Genomic DNA, 13,952 nt, shown 5'->3' with positions numbered 1-13,952 from the left:
AGCTTAGCGGCTAGCGTGAATCATCCGGTCATGAAAGTGCCTTAACCATCCACGTCACATTGTGGGACAATTGCAATCGGCTGAAATAATATTATGGTCATGGCAGTTTTAGAAAGCGGATGTTTCAACGATGGCAAGCCAGAAATTCGATCAGATCGACTTGCAGATACTCGCCGAGCTGCAGCAAAACGGGCGGATGACCAATGTCGAGCTGGCGCAGATGGTCGGGCTGACCGCGCCGCCCTGCCTGCGCCGGGTGCGGGCGCTCGAGGAGTCGGGCGTCATCCGATCCTATCACGCCGACCTCGACGCCGCGAAGCTCGGATATGGCATCACCGTCTTCGCGATGGTGAGCCTGCGTAGCCAGGCCGAATCCGACCTCAAATCCTTTGAGGATTATGTCGGCCAACTGCCCGAAGTGCGCGAATGCTATATGCTGAATGGCGAGATCGACTTCCTGCTCAAGGTCGTCGCGCGCGACCTGCAAAGCTTTCAATCCTTCCTGACCGCGCACCTCACCTCGGCGCCTAATGTCACCAGCGTGAAAACCTCGCTGACGATCCGCACCGCCAAGCAGCTTTCGGGTATTCCCGTCGAATCCTGACCGCGACTCGCGTCGGCATCAAAAAAGGGGGCGCCTTCCCATGGGAAGGCGCCCCCTTTTTTTAGATTCGCGCGGTCAGTTGGCGGGAGCCGGAGCCGGCGCAGCAGCGGCCGGAGCCGCGGGGGCCGCCTTGGTCTGGACATGGACGGCCCACAGCTTGGCAAGGCGCGCACGATTGCCCTGCACCTTCGCAAAGCTCGCGGCGGCGGCGTCCGACTGGCCGATCATCGCCTGCGCGACACCGAGGCGATATTGCGCGACCGGATCGGTCGCCGCGAGCGCCTCATAGATCGGGATCGCCTTCGCGATCTCACCGATACCGACCAGCGCGTCGGCGGTGCCGCGCGCGGCCTTGGCATTGGCGGTCAATCCCGGCTTGCCCGCGTCGGCGATCAGACCCGCATGATCGGCCTTCGCGCGCTCGGTCTGCGAGGCGAGAAGCGGGCCGAAACGCTCATCGGTCTTCGGGAAGACGTTCTTGGCGACGCCTTCGTTGATCAACGCGACGACCTCGCCCGGATAACCGGCTTCGGTCGCCAGCGCCGCATATTCCAGATATTCGCCGCGATTGGTCATCGCGCCGGTGGCGCGCATCAGGCGCAGGATGTCGAGATTCAGATCCTTGTCGCCGCCAACCTGCTGCAACAGGATATAGAGCGTGTTGCGCCAAATCTCCGGCTGCGGATAGTCGCGCACGCGCAGCGTCAGGATATCGAGCAAATCGTCGGTCCGATTCGCGGCCTGAAGCGCCTTGGCGGGGCGGACGAATAAATCTTCGGGCGCGGGCCGTCCCGCGGCATGCGCCGCTGCGATCCCCGCCTTCGCGATGGCGATTCCCTGATCGACCTGACCGGCGTTCAAATAGCTGTCCATGAGCAGGGTTGCCAGCGACTCTTCGGTCGACCCGGCGGCCTTGGCCGCCTCGAAACGCTGGATCGCCTTCGGATAATCCTTTTTGATATAGGCGAAGCGGCCCGAATAGAAATTATAGAGTCCGGCATCGGACGCCGGGACGAACCCCGAATCGAGCGCCATGTCGAGGCCCTGCGCCTGCAACGCCTCATTCTTGGTCATCACGCCGAGTTGCAGCGTGTAGAAGCCCAGGAAATATTTGTCGTCATTGCTGCTCGCGACGCCCTGCGCTTCGGTCACGGCGGCCTGGAGCGCGGCCGCATCCTTCTTCTTGGTGGCCTCTTCCATCTTTTTGGCGGCAGGAATGAAGGCCTTGCTCGGGCTGATCGACGGCCCCTTCGCCGCCTCTTCCTTCTTCGGCTTTTCCTTCGCCGCGACGGGGGCGGAGATCGCCATCATCGAGCAGCCAAGAATAGCCGCCATGGCCGTTGCGGACATTGGGCGGAAACGGGTGAACATCAAAATCTCTCCTCAGAAACGGCCGCCTTGCCTTTAGGCAAGCGGGGGCCAGCCGCGATTCCAAACGCGGCTAGACCCGTAGCGTTGCCAAGGCAAGACGGCCGGGATCGATATTTCCATTGGCGGCGGGCGGCTGAACGCCGATTGAACCTGGGCCGCAGAGCGGTCAGGCGATGCGTTCGATCGCCACGTTGATATCGCGCAGGACAGCGGGGTCGCCGGGCACACCGTCCATCGCCGCTTCGGCAAGCTGGATCAACGGGATGATGCCAAAGGTCGCAGCCAGGCTTTTCAGCCGTTCGGCCGCGACGCGCCAGTTCGCGTCACAGCGGGCGCGGCGCATCAGGTCGGCAAGCTCGCGCGCGCCTGCGGCAAAGCTCATGCGCAATTCGCGCGCCGCGGCCGGATCGTCACCGACCGCCGCGCTGATATAACGATCGAGGGGCCCGCTATCGAACGACATTCCACAGCCTTGGCATATCGTGGTTAAGTTTCCGTTCCATGGACGGCATTTGATGCTAAGATGGCGGGATGGCAGGGGAAAAAAAGATCGTCGGATTGTGGCGGGATTCCGCGGCAAAGCCGGAATCGAACGGTGCGGATGACGCTGCTCCGGCAGAGGTCGCGGCGCCCGAATCCGCGCCTCGGGCCGAAACCGCGGCGCCGGTGGAGCGGGATTGGCTCGATATGTCGGCGCTCGCCGAATCTGAAGATCATGACATTTCCAATGCGGCGGAAATCTCCGCATCGCCCTTCCGCGACCGGATCGCCCCCACGCTGCTGATCCTCCTCGGCCTCGGCTGGACGCTGTTCGCGCTCGCCGCCGCGACCGATGGTTTCGCGCGCGCGCCCGCGCTCGCCGACTGGCCCGCCCTCGTCGCGACGGTCGCGATGCCGCTGACTCTGCTCGCGGTGCTGTGGATGGCGCTGCTGCGTTCGGGCCGATCCGAACAGGCGCGGTTCGCGCGCGCCGCGAACGCGCTCCGTATCGAGAATGACTCGCTCAACGACTCGATGCGCGCGCTCGCCGCGCACCTTGCCGACGCGCAGCGGCAACTTGCCGAACAGGCGCGCAGCGTGCAGCAGCTCGGGCTCGATACGGTGACCCGGCTCAACGAAAGCAGCGACCGGCTCGCGACCAATGCGTCGGTGATCGCCAATGCGCACGACCAGCTCGCGCGGTCGGGCGATGTCGCGACGCAGCGCATGGACGGCCTGCTTGCCGGGCTGCCCCGGATCGACGATGTCGCGCAGCGCCTCGCGGTCAATTTCCGCGAGGCGGGACTCGTCGCGCACCAGCAAGGCGCCAATCTCGAAGCCAGGCTCGCCGCGCTGTCCGAGGAAGCGGTCAAGGCCAGGGAGGCCGGCGAAGCATCGGCCGCGAGCTTGCACGAAGCGATCGGCGCCCTCCAGCAACAGGCGCATGAGGCCGAAGCGGGGCTGGTCGCGGCATCGACCCACGTCACCGAAGCGCATGACGTCGCCTTCGCCCGCATGACCCAGGCAGCCGCGACCGCACGCGACGATCTGCAATCGACGATCGCCACGGTGACCGCGCGGATGGACGGGAGCTGGCGCCAGTTTCGCGACGGCGTCGATACCGCCGCGACCCAGCTCGACGCGCGGCTCGCCGCCGCGACCGATGCCGGCAACGCGATCGGGACTCAGCTCGCCGCGCATGGCGACGCGAGCGAAGCGCTGGCGACGCGAATCAAGGCGCATGTCACCGACGTCGGCGACCAGCTCGAACTGCTCGACGTCAGCGTTTCGGCGAGCACCGGCGTGATCGGCCGCGCGATCGACGATACCAAGGGCCAACTCTCCGCCTTCATGGCGGAAGTGCAGACCGGCAACGGCTCGGCACACCAGCTTATCACCCAGGCCGAATCGTTGCTCCTCGCGCTCGACGCGGTGACGCGCGAACTCGACGAGACGCTGCCGCGCGCGCTCGATCGCATGGCCTCGCACGGCAAGACGACGCAAACGACGCTCGCCCAGCTCAAACCCATGCTCGAAGCGTCGGAACTGGTCGCGCAGTCGGCGCTGTCGCACGTCAGCGCAACCAAATCGACGCTCCAGGCGAGCGAGGACAAGATGGCTGCGCATGCCGAGAGCCAGCAGGCGCTCGCCGATCGCGTCAACGCATCGCTCGCCGAGGCCGACGCCGCGCTGGCGCGGCTACGCAGCGGCGCCGACGACTTCGCCGAACAGGGCGGCGCACGGATGATCGCGACGCTGGGCGAAGTGCGCAAGACCGCCGACGCCGCGGCCGAGGAAGCGCGCCAGACGCTCGACAAGCTGGTTTCCGGCGCCCGCGAAGCGATGCAGGCGACCGCGACCGAGGCAATCGATGCCGCCTTCAAGACGGAGATCATGGCGCAGCTCACCGCGATCGAGGAAGCGTCGCAGCGCGCGGTCGAGGCCGCGAACGGCGCTGCCGACCGATTGATGCGCCAGCTCATCACGATCATGGACACCAGCGCCAGCGTCGAGCAGCGCGCGCTGGAGGCCGAGCAGGCGATCGCCGCATCGGACCGCGATTCGCTCGCGAAGCAGGTCGGCGTCCTCACCGAAGCGCTGAAATCGACCGCGATCGACATGACCAAAATCTTGTCGAGCGAAGTCAGCGACACCGCCTGGGACGCCTATCTGAAGGGCGACCGCGGTGTCTTTTCGCGCCGCGCGGTCAAGCTGCTCGAAAATAGCGAGGCCAAGGAAATCCTGCGCCTCTACCAGAATGACGACGGATTCCACGCGTCGGTGAACCAGTTCATCCACGATTTCGAGGCAATGCTGCGCCTGCTGATCGGCGCGCGCGACGGGTCGGCGATCAGCGTCACCCTGCTGTCGTCGGATATCGGCAAGCTCTATGTCGCGCTGGCGCAGGCGATCGACCGGCTGCGGAACTGACCGGGTTTCGGCAAGGAAGGCTGTCGGCCGGTTGCTGACGACTCTCTATCGAGCCCCGTCTTCGTATTTTTTCGCGGCAGCAGGATCGGCTGTGTAACCGTTCGACGTGCGAACCAAATCCTCGGTCAGCGGGATGCCGCCGTTTGGCGTGATCGGAAGCGAAGTCGTTTCCGGCCAAGCATCTTTGATAACGGGCATCAGAGACTCTTGGAATTGGCGTGATCGAACCGGGTCTTCTCCGAGTGAGAATGAAATCCAAACTCGCCCAAGGCGATCTTGGAAATCCATCGCAGAAGCGATCGGCTCCTCGTCATTCTTTCCGCGCCACACAGTCGCGTTGAAGGTTTGGGGAGAGACTTCCGACATTATCTTTAGTTCGGAATCTGTCGCGGCATCGACGTGGAAACCGTAAGCCACGGCTTTCTTGGTCAGGAGTGCAAGGAAATGGCTCTTGTCGGAAGCTGTGGGTAAAGGAATTTCATAGGCTGCAACTGTCTGCGCTGATTTTGGCTGCTCTACGGCACCGCAACTGGCGCATAAGAGAAGCAAGATTGAGGCGACGCGCTGCATGACGTCAGGATTGGCCCTCTGGTGCATTAAGTCAACTTCCGCTCCCCACCCCAAAGTCGACATTCTTCCGAAGAAGGCCGCCCGGATCAGGCCCGTCCGCTCAGCACGTCGGGGTCGGCCCAGCCCTGCGCATAGCCGATGTAAAAGATGACGAACCCGATCGTCGCGACGATCGTCATCTGCACCAGGATGCGCCGCGGGCGAAAGCGTGCGGGCGCGCCCGGTTCCTGCCCTTTCACCAGCGGCACGCCATCGTCTTCGGTCCGGCGGCCGTGAAACGGCAGCACGAAGAAAGCGCTGAACGCCCAGAAGAGCGTGTAGATCGCCAGGGCGGAGGTCCATTTCATCGCTCAGATATCCACGATCAGCACGTCGGTGATCGGCTTCTTGCCGGTCCAGTCGGTCGCGACGCGGCGGACGCCGAGGCGGATCGCTTCCTTCAGCGCATCGCGGCCGCGCGCCTTTCCGGTCGCGGCCTGCTCGGCCGCTTCGTTCATCTCTTCGAGGAAGGTCTCGCGATCATCCTCGACCGGGACGCCGCGATATTGGACGCTGCTGCCCTGGAACTTGCCGCCCGACAGCACCACTGCCACCGAAATCTGCCCGTTCAGCGCCAGCTTGCGCCGCTCGTTGATCGTCTCGCCATCGGCGGGAAGGATCACGTCGCCATCGAGGAGGAGCCGCCCCGAGCGCACGCGCTCGACGATCCGCGCCGGCCCCGGTGCAAGGCGGACGAGGTCGCCATTTTCCTGCACCAGCGCATCGGGAACGCCCTTTTCGAGCGCGAAGCGCGCCTGTTCGTGCATGTGGCGGATCTCGCCATGGACCGGCACGAGCAGCTTTGGCCGCAGCCAGCCGTAAAGCGCGGCCAGTTCGGGCTGCCCCGGATGGCCGCTGACGTGGATATGCGCCTGCTTTTCGGTCACGGTCAGCACGTCCTTGGCGGCGAGCTGGTTCATGATCCGCCCGATCGCGACCTCGTTGCCGGGAATCTGCTTCGAGGAAAAGACGACGGTATCGCCCGCCTGCAGCTTGATCTGATGCCCATCGGCGGCCATGCGCGCCAGCGCCGCGCGCGGCTCGCCCTGCCCGCCGGTCGCGACGACCATCAGCTTGTCGCGCGGCAGTCGCATCGCCTCGTCGAAATCGACCGTCGGCGGGAAATCCCTGAGATAGCCGACCGACCGCGCGACGCCGAGAATGCGGTCGAGCGAGCGCCCGGCGACGCACAAGGTGCGCCCCGTCGCCTTGGCGACCGCGCCGAGAGTCGCAAGCCGCGCGGCATTGGAGGCAAAGGTGGTAACGACCACCCTGCCCTTCGCCGCGCCGACTGCCTGCATCAATCCGTCGCGGACGCTGCCTTCGCTTCCCGACGCCTCGGTGTTGAACGCATTGGTCGAATCGCAGACGAGCATGTCGACGCCCTCGTCGCCGATCGCGGTCAGCGCCGCCGCGGTCGCGGGCGTCCCCAGGATCGGTTCCTCGTCGAGCTTCCAGTCCCCGGTATGGAACACCCGGCCATAGGGCGTGTCGATCACCGCCGCGCTCATTTCGAGGATCGAGTGGGCAAGCGGGACCAGGCGGATATCGAAGGGGCCGATCCGCAGGCGGGCGTCGATATCGACGACCTTGACCTCGACTTCCTTTTCCAGCCCCTCTTCGGCAAGCTTGTTCGCGATCAGCCCCGCGGTGAAGCGATTGGCATAGAGCGGCACGCCGAGGTCGGCGGCCAGATAGGGGAGCGCGCCGATATGATCCTCGTGCCCGTGGGTCAGCACGATGCCGAGCAGATCCTTTTTGCGATCCTCGATGAATTCGAGGTCGGGCATCACGATGTCGATGCCCGGATAATCCTGACTGCCGAAGGTCACACCGAGGTCGAGCATGATCCATTTGCCGTCGCAGCCATAGAGATTGGCGTTCATGCCAATCTCGCCCGATCCGCCGAGCGCGAGGAAAAGCAGCTCCTTGCCGGGAGTTGTCATGCGCTCATATTCCTTTGGTTAAAGAGGTGCATCAGCCCGTTCAGCGTCAGGTCGGGCTCGATACGGTCGAACAGATGGGCCTGTTCCTGAAACAGGGTCGCGAGGCCGCCCGTCGCGATGACGGTCAACGGCTTGCCGATCTCGGCCTTCATGCGCGCGATCAGCCCTTCCATCATCGATACATAGCCCCAATAGACGCCGATCAGCATCTGGCTTTCGGTGGTGCGGCCGATGACGCTGGCGGTCGGCGGCGCCTCGATCGCGATGCGCGGCAGCTTGGCGGCGGCGGCGACCAGCGCTTCGAGCGACAGATTGACCCCCGGCGCGATGATCCCGCCCAGATAGGCGCCATCGACCCCGATATGGTCGAGCGTCGTCGCGGTGCCGAAACTGATGACGAGCTTGTCCTTGCCGGGCTCGACCGCCTGCGCCGAAATCGCGTTGACCGCACGGTCGGCGCCGACCGACCGCGGTTCATCGACCTTCAGCGCAATGCCCCAGCTCACCGGATCGCGCCCGGCGACCAGCGCATCGACCCCGAAATATTTGTGGGCCAGCAATTGCAGATTATGCAGCGCGCGCGGGACGACGGTCGAGATGATGATGGCGTCGATCTCGGCGCGGTCATGGCCCTCGATGCGCATCAACTGGTCGAGCCAGACCATATATTCGTCGGCAGTGCGCCGGTCATCGGTCGCGATGCGCCAGCGCGCAAGCAACTCGGTTCCGCGGAAGAGCGCGAATTTGGCGTTGGTGTTGCCGACATCGATCGCGAGCAGCACAGGCTATGTCCCTTCCTGGAGTGGGCGTCGCAGTTCGACGTCGCCCGCGTGGATCAGCATGATCTCCCCATCAACGCGGCGCAAGCGTAGCGCGCCATCGGGGGCAAGTCCGTCGAAACGCCCGTCGATGCCTTGCTCCGACACGCGAAGCGGCGTGCCGACGGGATGGCCGAGCGGCAACCACGCGCGCACGATGCGCTCGACCCCTTCCTGCCGCCAGGTCCAAAGCGCATCGACGACCGCGATCGCCAGTGCCTCGGCGAAGCGGTCGCGATCGATCGCGACACCGGCGTCGGCGAAGGCGAAGGTCGCGCGATCGGCCAATTCGGGCGCGGAGACGAGATTGACCCCGATCCCGATCACCACCGCATTGCCGCTGCGTTCGAGCAGGATGCCCGAACATTTCGCGCCCTCGACGAGCAGGTCGTTCGGCCATTTGAGCTGCACCGGAAGCGACGGCGCAAAAATCGCCACCACCTTTGCCAGTGCGACCCCGACGACCAGCGCCAGCGTCGCAGGCGATGGGTCGCCGGCGGTCAACCGGACAACGGTCGAGCCCATGAAATTGCCCTGCCCGTCACCCCACGCGCGGCCGAGCCGCCCGCGCCCGGCGGTCTGGCGATCGGCGACGAGCCAATGCCCTTCGCCGATATGCTCGCCGCCTGCCAGCCGCGCCAGCAGGTCGGCGTTGGTCGAACCTGTCTGCGCGATCCGCTCGATCGGCGGGATCAGAACAGCACCGAGGCGGCGCTCGCCGCGGTCGCCGCCAGCATCGGGATGAAGAGATAGCCGATCACCGACAGCCACAGCGCGCTGACGCCGATCACTGCGCCCTCGACCCGCGATCCGCCCCTCTGGATCACCGTCTCGGGCTCATCATCGAAGTACATCGTCTTGATGATTGCGATATAATAAAAGGCGCCGATCACCGACACGACCACCCCGGCGACCGCCAGCGGCACGAGGCCCGCGTTCACCGCGGCCTCGAACACCAGATATTTCGGCCAGAAGCCGAAAAGCGGCGGGATCGCGGCGAGGCTGAACAGGAACACCGCCATCGCCGCGGCAAGCCCCGGCTGGCGTTTCGACAGGCCCGCATAGGCGGGAATACTCTCGACCATCTGTCCGTCGGCGTCGCGAAGCTGCATCACGAACAGGAAGGCGCCGATCGTCGTGACGACATAGACGAGCAGATAGGTCAGCACCGCCTCGACCCCCTGCTGCGTTCCCGCGGCAAGACCGATCAGCATGAAGCCGACATTGTTGATCGACGAATAGGCGAGCAGGCGCTTGATATTCTTCTGCCCGATCGCACCGACCGCGCCGAGGATGATCGAGGCGAGCGACAGGAAGATGATGATCTGCTGCCACGCCGCGAGCGCCGGACCCGCCGGGCCCATCGCGTCGATCAGGACGCGCACGAGCAGCGTCATCGCCGCGACCTTGGGGGCGCTGGCAAAGAAGGTCGTCACCGGGGTCGGCGCGCCTTCATAGACGTCGGGGGTCCACATGTGGAACGGCACGGCGCTGATCTTGAACGCCAGCCCCGCGATCACGAAGACGATGCCAAACAGCAGGCCGATATTGACGCCGCCCGCCATCGCGGCGGCGACCCCGGCGAAATCGGTGGTGCCCGAAAAGCCATAGAGCAGCGAGATGCCGAACAGCAATATGCCCGAGGCGAGCGCGCCGAGGACGAAATATTTGAGCCCCGCCTCGCTCGACCGATCGTCGCCGCGCATGAAGCTGGCGAGCACATAGGAGGCCAGGCTGTTGAGTTCGAGCCCGACATAAAGCGTCATCAGGTCGCGCGACGAGGCCATGATGCCCATGCCGAGCGCGGCAAAGACGATCAGCGCCGAATATTCGGCGCGCATCGCATCGCCGAAATAGCGCGGCGCGATCGCGATACAGACGAAGCTTGCGGCATAGATGAGCAGCTTTGCAAAACCGCCGAAGCCATCGACCGCGAGCGTCCCCGAAAAGACTGACGCCTCGGTGCCGAACAGCGCCACCACCGCCGCCGCCGCCGCCGCCAGCGTCAGCAGCGCCGCGAGCTGATAGAGGCCAACCTGGCGGTCGCCGGCAAAGGCGCCGAGCATCAGCGTGATCAGCCCGCCGATCGTCAGGATCAGTTCGGGCCAGATAAGGGCGAGATCGGCGGTCATTGGACGCCTCCCGCATGATGCGCTTCGCCGAGCGCGGCCGCCTTGGCCTTGCCGACGGCGACATGCGCGTCACCCGCGGGCTTTGCCGGGGCGAGCCGCGCGACCACCGCCGTCACGTCGCCGCGCATCGGCGCGAGGAAGCTTTCGGGATAGACGCCCATCCATAATGTCACCGCAGCCAGCGGCACGAAGATCGCCCATTCGCGGGGGCTGATGTCGGGCATGGCCTTCACATCGTCCTTGGTCAGTTCGCCGAACACGACGCGGCGATAGAGATAGAGCATGTACGCGGCCCCGAGGATGATACCGGTGGTGCAGGCAAAGGCGGCCCAGCTCGACGCTTCATAGATGCCGGCAAGGCTCAGGAATTCGCCGACGAAGCCGCTGGTGCCCGGCAGGCCGATCGACGCCATGGTGAACAGCATGAAGAACAGCGCATAGGCCGGCATATTCACCGCAAGCCCGCCGTAGCGGTTGATCTCGCGCGTGTGCAGCCGGTCATAGATCACCCCGACGCAGAAGAAGAGCGCGGCCGACACGACGCCATGGCTGAGCATGACGATCAGCGCGCCCTCGATCCCCTGCTGGTTGAAGGCATAGAGGCCGGCGGTGACGATCGCCATGTGCGCGACCGACGAATAAGCGATCAGCTTCTTCATGTCGCTCTGCACCAGCGCAACGAGGCTGGTATAGATCACCGCGATCATCGACAGCGCGAAGACGACCCACATGAACTGGGCCGAGGCATCGGGGAACATCGGCATCATGAAGCGCAGGAAGCCGTACGACCCCATCTTCAGCAGCACGCCCGCCAGGATCATCGACCCCGCCGTGGGTGCCTGGACGTGCGCGTCGGGAAGCCAGGTGTGGACCGGCCACATCGGCATCTTGACCGCCATGCTCGCGAAGAAGGCGAGCCACAGCCAGGTCTGCATTTCGGGTGGGAAGTCATAGTTCAGCAGGACCGGAATCTCGGTCGTCCCCGCTTCGCGGATCATCGCGATCATCGCGACGAGCATCAGCACCGACCCGAGCAGCGTATAGAGGAAGAATTTGAACGCCGCATAGATGCGGTTCTGCCCGCCCCAGATGCCGATGATCAGATACATCGGGATCAGCACGCCCTCGAAGAAGATGTAGAAGAGCAGCAGATCCTGCGCCGCGAAGACGCCGATCATGATGACTTCCATGACCAGGAACATCGCCATGTAGAGGCCGACACGCTCCTTGATCGATTCCCAGCTCGCGAGGATGCACAGCGGCATCAGGAAGGTGCTGAGCACGATCAGCATCATTGCGACGCCATCGACGCCCAGCGCCCACTGAAAACGCCCGAACAGGTCGGCGCGCTCGACGAACTGCCATTGCGCGCCGCCGATGTCGAAATTCGCCCACAGCGCGATGCCTAGCGCGAAGTCGATCAGCGTCGCGGCGAGCGCGATCGCGCGTGCGGGCCTGGCCTCGACGAACAGGCAAAGAATGGCGGCGATCGCGGGGACCGCCAGCATCAGCGACAGGATGGGAAGCCCGCTCACAGGAATTTCACCATCGCCCAGCTGGCGAGGCCGACAAGACCGAGCAGCATCACGAACGCATATCCATAAACATAACCCGATTGCAGCCGGACCGCGAGCCGCGTGCCCCCCTGGATGAGCGCCGCGGCGCCATCGGGACCAAAGCGGTCGATGGTGCCTTCGTCCCCGCGCTTCCAGAAGAAGCGGCCGATCGCGAAGGCGGGCTTCACGAACAGGACGTCATAGAGCTCGTCGAAATACCATTTATTGTACAGGAATTGGTAGAGCAGCCTGAACTGCGCCACGAATTTCGCCGGCAGGCTGGTGTCGCGGATATAATTGTTCCACGCGATCAACAGGCCGATCGCCATCGCGGTGAAGGGCATCCACTTGATGATCGTCGGCACCTGATGGGCGGCGTGCATCAGATGTTCGTCGAACGCGAGGCTGCCCTTCCAGAAGGCGAGTCCGCCCTCGGGATCGATGAACGCATGGTGGAAAGCGTACCCCGCGAACACCGCGCCGAGCGACAGCAGGCCGAGCGGGATCAGCATCGAAAGCGGGCTTTCGTGCGGATGATAGCCCGCGGTGCCGTCACCCGGAGCGCCATGCGGCGCGTCGTGGTGATGGGCGTCATGCCCATGATCGTCGTGGACCGCATGCTGGATATGCTCGCTCTGCTCCCAGCGCGGCTTGCCATGAAAGGTCAGGAAGACGAGGCGCCACGAATAGAAGCTGGTGAGCAGCGCGACGAAGGTGCCGACCCAGAAGGCGACCTGACCGCCGCCGCCCGCGGCAAAGGCCGCCTCGAGGATACCGTCCTTCGAATAAAAGCCCGCGAAGCCTGCAACGCCCGCGATGCCGACGCCGGTGATCGCCAGCGTCCCCGCCATCATCGCCCAATAGGTCAGCGGGATGCGCTTCCGGAGCCCGCCATAATAGCGCATGTCCTGCTCGTGGTGCATCGAATGGATCACGCTGCCCGCGCCAAGGAACAGCAGCGCCTTGAAAAAAGCGTGGGTGAACAGGTGGAACATCGCCGCGCTATAGGCGCCGGCGCCCGCGGCGAAGAACATATAGCCGAGTTGGCTACAGGTCGAATAAGCGATGACCCGCTTGATGTCCCATTGCGTCGTCGCGACGGTCGCCGCGAAAAAGCAGGTCGCGGCGCCGATGAACATCACGACGCCCTGCGCGACGTCCGATGTCTCGAACATCGGCGACAGACGGCAGACCATGAACACGCCCGCGGTGACCATCGTCGCGGCGTGGATCAGCGCCGACACCGGGGTCGGCCCCTCCATCGCGTCGGGAAGCCAGGTGTGCAGCCCAAGCTGCGCCGACTTGCCCATCGCGCCGACGAACAGCAGCAGGCAGAGGACCGTCATCGTATCGAGCCGCATGCCCAGGAAGCCGATCGTCGATCCCGCCATGCCCGGCGCGGCGGCCAGAATCTCGGGGATCGAGACGGTGCCGAACACCAGGAACGTGCCAAAGATGCCGAGCATGAAAGCAAAGTCGCCGACGCGGTTGACGACGAACGCCTTGATCGCGGCGGCATTGGCGCTCGGCTTCTTGTACCAGAAACCGATGAGCAGGTATGACGCGAGCCCGACGCCTTCCCAGCCGAAGAACATCTGGACCAGATTGTTCGCGGTCACCAGCATCAGCATCGCAAAGGTGAACAGCGACAGATAGGCAAAGAAGCGCGGCTGGTCCGGGTCTTCCTCCATATAGCCCCAGCTATAAAGATGGACGAGCGCCGACACCGTCGTGACCACGACGAGCATCACCGCGGTCAGCGCATCGACGCGCAATTCCCAGTTGAACTGAAGCGCGCCCGACGAAACCCAGTGCAGCACCGGCGTCACGCTCGGCTCGGCACTTCCCGCGACGAACGACAGGAAGATCGGCCAGCTCAAGGCGCAGCTTACGAACAGCGCGCCCGTGGTGATGATCTTCGACGGCCCATTGCCGATGACGCGCTGGCCGAGGCCAGCGACAATCGCCGCGAGCAGCGGCAGGAAAACGATCGCCTGGATCACCGG

12 protein-coding genes are annotated in these 13,952 nt (G+C 64.6%); 2 read left to right on the top strand and 10 right to left on the bottom strand.

Annotated elements, in window-relative coordinates; translation table 11 throughout:
* Positions 1–130 precede the first annotated feature (130 nt).
* A complete protein-coding gene (locus CVO77_RS00670; protein WP_105997434.1) occupies positions 131–604 on the top strand; it encodes an Lrp/AsnC family transcriptional regulator in 474 nt (157 codons plus the stop codon).
* Between the two features lie 75 nt (positions 605–679).
* On the opposite strand, the gene CVO77_RS00665 is transcribed toward CVO77_RS00670, so the two are convergent.
* Together CVO77_RS00665 and CVO77_RS00660 are read right to left on the bottom strand one after the other, a co-directional pair.
* Positions 680–1,939, bottom strand: a complete 1,260-nt coding sequence (locus CVO77_RS00665) for a tetratricopeptide repeat protein (RefSeq protein WP_242446040.1) — start codon at positions 1,937–1,939, stop codon at positions 680–682.
* 202 nt (positions 1,940–2,141) lie between these two features.
* Positions 2,142–2,438: an Hpt domain-containing protein gene (locus tag CVO77_RS00660; protein WP_105997432.1), complete on the bottom strand. Its 297-nt coding sequence runs from the start codon at positions 2,436–2,438 to the stop codon at positions 2,142–2,144.
* A gap of 68 nt (positions 2,439–2,506) precedes the next feature.
* Between CVO77_RS00660 and CVO77_RS00655 the strand changes: the two genes are divergently transcribed.
* Positions 2,507–4,885, top strand: coding sequence for a coiled-coil domain-containing protein (locus CVO77_RS00655; protein ID WP_105997431.1), 2,379 nt, complete (start codon positions 2,507–2,509; stop codon positions 4,883–4,885).
* Between the two features lie 45 nt (positions 4,886–4,930).
* Here the strand turns inward: CVO77_RS00655 and CVO77_RS20940 are convergent, their stop codons facing one another.
* From CVO77_RS20940 to nuoL, 8 genes are all read right to left on the bottom strand, one after another.
* Complete coding sequence (locus tag CVO77_RS20940; RefSeq protein ID WP_158257947.1) at positions 4,931–5,455, bottom strand: hypothetical protein; 525 nt, start codon at positions 5,453–5,455, stop codon at positions 4,931–4,933.
* Between the two features lie 86 nt (positions 5,456–5,541).
* On the bottom strand, positions 5,542–5,802 hold the full coding sequence (locus CVO77_RS00650; protein ID WP_105997430.1) for a DUF1467 family protein: 261 nt from the start codon (positions 5,800–5,802) through the stop codon (positions 5,542–5,544).
* Positions 5,803–5,805: 3 nt separating this feature from the next.
* Complete coding sequence (locus tag CVO77_RS00645; RefSeq protein WP_105997429.1) at positions 5,806–7,440, bottom strand: ribonuclease J; 1,635 nt, start codon at positions 7,438–7,440, stop codon at positions 5,806–5,808.
* The gene (locus CVO77_RS00640; protein ID WP_105997428.1) at positions 7,437–8,222 is read right to left on the bottom strand and encodes a type III pantothenate kinase; all 786 of its coding nucleotides are present in this window, start codon (positions 8,220–8,222) and stop codon (positions 7,437–7,439) included. The genes CVO77_RS00645 and CVO77_RS00640 overlap by 4 nt, the downstream gene beginning before the upstream one ends.
* 3 nt (positions 8,223–8,225) lie before the next feature.
* Positions 8,226–9,029 (bottom strand): biotin--[acetyl-CoA-carboxylase] ligase, encoded by an 804-nt coding sequence (locus tag CVO77_RS00635; protein WP_105997427.1) that lies wholly within the window; start codon positions 9,027–9,029, stop codon positions 8,226–8,228.
* A complete protein-coding gene (gene nuoN, locus CVO77_RS00630) occupies positions 8,951–10,390 on the bottom strand; it encodes an NADH-quinone oxidoreductase subunit NuoN (RefSeq protein WP_105997426.1) in 1,440 nt (479 codons plus the stop codon). Before nuoN ends, CVO77_RS00635 begins: the two co-directional genes overlap by 79 nt.
* Positions 10,387–11,925, bottom strand: a complete 1,539-nt coding sequence (locus CVO77_RS00625) for an NADH-quinone oxidoreductase subunit M (protein WP_105997425.1) — start codon at positions 11,923–11,925, stop codon at positions 10,387–10,389. The genes nuoN and CVO77_RS00625 overlap by 4 nt, the downstream gene beginning before the upstream one ends.
* Positions 11,922–13,949, bottom strand: a complete 2,028-nt coding sequence (gene nuoL / locus CVO77_RS00620; RefSeq protein ID WP_105997424.1) for an NADH-quinone oxidoreductase subunit L — start codon at positions 13,947–13,949, stop codon at positions 11,922–11,924. Before nuoL ends, CVO77_RS00625 begins: the two co-directional genes overlap by 4 nt.
* Positions 13,950–13,952: the final 3 nt, after the last annotated feature.

This window comes from Sphingopyxis lindanitolerans (assembly GCF_002993885.1).
Classification (GTDB): domain Bacteria; phylum Pseudomonadota; class Alphaproteobacteria; order Sphingomonadales; family Sphingomonadaceae; genus Sphingopyxis; species Sphingopyxis lindanitolerans.
The sequence above is the reverse complement of the archived record's forward strand: the minus strand, read 5'-3'. Positions and strand labels throughout refer to the sequence as shown.